This window comes from Ruminococcoides bili (assembly GCF_040093295.1).
In the GTDB taxonomy this organism is placed as follows: Bacteria; Bacillota; Clostridia; order Oscillospirales; family Acutalibacteraceae; genus Ruminococcoides; species Ruminococcoides intestinale_A.
In genome coordinates, this window is the sequence record NZ_JBBNJY010000075.1 from 1 (window position 1) to 3,881 (window position 3,881).

Genomic DNA, 3,881 nt, shown 5'->3' on the forward strand with positions numbered 1-3,881 from the left:
TGCCTTAGTTGCATAACAAAAGCGTAGCAGCTAAAAGCCACTACGCTTTCAAATCTAACTTTTGGGGGTCACCACATAAAAAAGCAGACGGATTTTTTATATTTTATAAACTGTCCTTATAAAATTTACGAAAATTGTCTATTTTAATAGTGACACTATTGTTGTATAATGGGAACATCACAAGATAAATGTTGAACTGTTCAGAAATTTGAGGCGTGATTTAATGACAAAAAAAGCTGTTTTAATAAATGACCTTTCAGGTCTTGGAAAATGCTCGCTTACTGCGGCTATACCCGTGCTTTCCGTAATGGGTATTCAGGCTTGCCCTATGCCGACTGCGGTGCTTACAAGCCAGACCGGCTTTAAGAGTTTTTACTGCAACGACTGCACCGACAAGCTCGATTACTACACATCGGAATGGAAAAAACTCGGTTTTCAGCCCGACGGCATTTACACAGGCTTTTTATCAAGCGAAAAACAGGTTGATAAAATTCTTGATTTCATAAACAGCTTTGAAACAGAGAACACGCTTGTACTTGTGGACCCTGTTATGGGTGACGGCGGCAGAACCTACAGCCTTTTTACAGACGCTCTTGCCTGTAAAATGAAAAAATTGGTGACGGTTGCCGATGTTATTACACCGAATCTTACAGAGTGCTGTATTCTTTGCGATGTTGATTACTGCGAATTTATAAAAAATGCCGACAAGCCCGATTTTATGGACAAAATCGCAGAGCTTGGCAAGAATTTGCTTAATCGTTATGGCGTAAAAATCGTAATAATTACGGGCATTGATCACAAAGATATTGACGGTACAATGTATGTGCAAAATCTTATTGCATCCAAAGATGAGGTGTTTAGTGTAAGCTGTAAAAAAATAGGCGGCAGCTATTCGGGTACGGGAGATTTGTTTGCCTCGGTAATGTTTTCCGGACTTTTAAGAGGCGACACTTTGAGAGATACCGTTAGTCTGGCAGTAAAATTCATAGAAACTTCTTTGCGTGATACCGTAGCGTTGGGTATTGACCGCAATGAGGGCATTGAGTTTGAAAAACACTTAAAAATACTTTTGTGAGGGATAACTATGGAATCAAATACAATTTCAAAATCTAAGTCAAAAATTAATGTAAAGCTCATTGCAATTACAGCAATGTGTGCGGCTTTGGTAACAGTTACAACTGCGTTTATTAAAATTCCGTCAATGTTCGGATATTCACACGCAGGCGACTCAATGATTTATCTTGCCGCAAGCATTTTGCCCGGTCCTTACGGTATCATTGCCTCATCAATCGGCGGTGCGCTTGCAGACTTGATTTCCGGTTATCCGCAGTGGGCAATTCCTACTGCTATCATCAAGGCTTTTAATGCTGTTCCGTTTGTTCTTTGCAGAATGGCTATGAAAAAACACGGCAAGGACAACAAGATTATTAACTGGTCATCACTTTTAATGCTTATTCCGACTACTATGGTTACAGTCGGCGGTTACTTCATTGCGAACGGTCTTATGTATGGCTTTGAAGGCGCAGTTGCAGAGCTTGCTACTTGGTGGTTACAGCCGGGTATGGGCGCATTAATCTTTATAGTTCTTGGTTTTGCCCTTGACAGAATTGATTTTAAGAAAAAACTTGCTTTAAAATAAGCATATTTGCTTATTTTTGAAATTTGGAGTATAATAAATGGAAAACAGATTTGAATTAAATAAAAACCTTGCGCAGATGCTCAAGGGCGGAGTTATTATGGATGTAACAACTCCCGAACAGGCTAAGATTGCCGAGGCTGCGGGTGCGTGCGCAGTTATGGCATTAGAGAGAATTCCTGCTGATATTCGTGCGGCAGGCGGAGTTTCTCGTATGAGCGACCCTAAGATGATTAAAGGTATTCAGAACGCAGTTTCTATTCCTGTAATGGCAAAGTGCCGTATCGGTCATTTTGCAGAAGCACAGATTTTACAGGCAATTGAGATTGACTACATTGACGAAAGCGAAGTTTTATCTCCTGCAGATGATAAGTATCACATTGATAAAACCGCTTTTGATGTACCTTTTGTATGCGGCGCCAAAGATTTAGGCGAGGCATTAAGAAGAATCAACGAGGGCGCATCTATGATTCGTACAAAGGGCGAGCCTGGTACAGGCGATGTTGTGCAGGCTGTTCGTCATATGAGAATGATGCAGTCTGAAATTCGCAGAATCGCATCTATGGCAAAAGATGAACTCTTTGAAGTTGCAAAGCAGTTACAGGTTCCGTATGATTTGGTTTTGTATGTTCACGAGAATAAGAAATTGCCTGTTGTTAATTTTGCTGCCGGCGGTGTTGCTACTCCTGCTGATGCTGCGCTTATGATGCAGCTCGGCGCAGAGGGTGTATTTGTCGGCTCGGGTATCTTTAAGTCGGGTAATCCCGAAAAAAGAGCGTCTGCTATTGTTAAAGCTGTTACAAACTTTAATGACGCTAAAATGCTTGCTGAACTTTCAGAAGATTTAGGCGAAGCTATGGTAGGAATTAACGAGCAGGAAATTGAAATCCTTATGGCTGAAAGAGGCAAATAATTATGCAGATAGGTGTACTTGCTTTGCAGGGAGCTTTTATCGAGCACGAACAAATGCTTGCAAAACTCGGTGTGTCCTCTTTTGAAATTCGTTGTTTAGATGATTTGAAAAAGCCGTTTGACGGTCTTATAATTCCGGGCGGCGAAAGCACCGTTATCGGAAAATTACTTTTTGAACTCGGGATTTTTGAGCCGATTAAAAAGTTGATCAATGACGGACTGCCGACTTTTGGCACTTGTGCAGGCTTATTGCTTTTGGCCGACAGCATAGAGAATGATACAAGAAAGTATTTTTGCTCTATGAATATTGAGGCCGTAAGAAATGCCTATGGCAGACAGCTCGGAAGTTTTTATGCCGAAGACAGCTTTGCGAACGAAGGAAAAATTCCTATGACTTTTATACGAGCTCCGTATATAAGCCGAGTTGGCTACGGTGTAGAAGTTCTTGCTCAAGTTGACGGAAAAACAGTAGCGGCAAGGCAGGGGAAACAGTTGGTAACTGCTTTTCACCCTGAATTAAATAATGATTTAACCGTACATAATTATTTTATAAAAATGATTAACGGTGACATATAATGTATTTATAAGGGAGAAGAAAATAAATGGCTGACATACTTTATGTTTATAAAACATCAATTTATGCTAATCTGACTAACAAATGCCCGTGCAGATGCACTTTTTGTATTCGCAATAATACCGATGCAATCGGTAATGCAGATACACTGTGGCATAAGCACGATCCGAGCATTGAAGAAATCAAAAAAGCTGTAGATGATTTTGATTTTACAGGCTTTAAAGAACTTGTGTTCTGCGGTTACGGCGAGCCTACCAATGCTCTCGATAATCTTATTGCTACTGCGCAGTATGTCAGAGAAAAGCACCCGGATATTAAGCTCAGACTCAATACAAACGGTCTTGGTGATGTTATAAACAAAAAGCCTGTTGCAGAGCTTTTGTCAAAATACATTGACTCTGTATCAATCAGTCTTAACACCTGTTCGTCAGAAAAATATGACGAGGTGTGCAGACCTGTATTTGAAAATGCATATGAATCAATGCTGAAATTTGCGACAGACGCAAAAAAATACTTTGGTCACACTCAATTCTCAATAGTCGATACTATTCCACAGGAAGATATAAAGGCTTGTCAGAAGATTGCTGACGATATGGGAATTTACCTTAGAATAAGAAAATATTCCGCTTAAAAAAATATAAACCGCTCATTGACCTTTTATGTCATTGAGCGGTTTTGTTGTGTTTAAATTTAAAATTACGGTTTAGCGGAATAAATTGGAAAAGCAATTATAAAAGTTTGGTCGACCTTTTAGATCGG

The 3,881-nt window shown here is 39.9% G+C and carries 5 protein-coding genes; all 5 read left to right on the forward strand.

What is annotated here, in order from left to right; genetic code table 11:
• Positions 1–223: 223 nt before the first annotated feature.
• The 5 genes from AAAY30_RS11265 to AAAY30_RS11285 are packed head-to-tail and all read left to right on the forward strand — an operon-like array spanning position 224 to position 3,753.
• A complete protein-coding gene (locus AAAY30_RS11265; protein ID WP_195411407.1) occupies positions 224–1,075 on the forward strand; it encodes a pyridoxamine kinase in 852 nt (283 codons plus the stop codon).
• Between the two features lie 9 nt (positions 1,076–1,084).
• Entirely contained in the window at positions 1,085–1,639 is a 555-nt protein-coding gene (locus AAAY30_RS11270) for an ECF transporter S component (protein ID WP_022234021.1), read from the forward strand.
• A gap of 37 nt (positions 1,640–1,676) precedes the next feature.
• Positions 1,677–2,549, forward strand: a complete 873-nt coding sequence (pdxS, locus tag AAAY30_RS11275) for a pyridoxal 5'-phosphate synthase lyase subunit PdxS (protein WP_117705433.1) — start codon at positions 1,677–1,679, stop codon at positions 2,547–2,549.
• A gap of 2 nt (positions 2,550–2,551) precedes the next feature.
• Entirely contained in the window at positions 2,552–3,124 is a 573-nt protein-coding gene (gene pdxT, locus AAAY30_RS11280) for a pyridoxal 5'-phosphate synthase glutaminase subunit PdxT (protein ID WP_337781804.1), read from the forward strand.
• Between the two features lie 26 nt (positions 3,125–3,150).
• The gene (locus tag AAAY30_RS11285; protein WP_337401562.1) at positions 3,151–3,753 is read left to right on the forward strand and encodes a TIGR04100 family radical SAM protein; all 603 of its coding nucleotides are present in this window, start codon (positions 3,151–3,153) and stop codon (positions 3,751–3,753) included.
• The last annotated feature ends 128 nt before the right edge of the window (positions 3,754–3,881 follow it).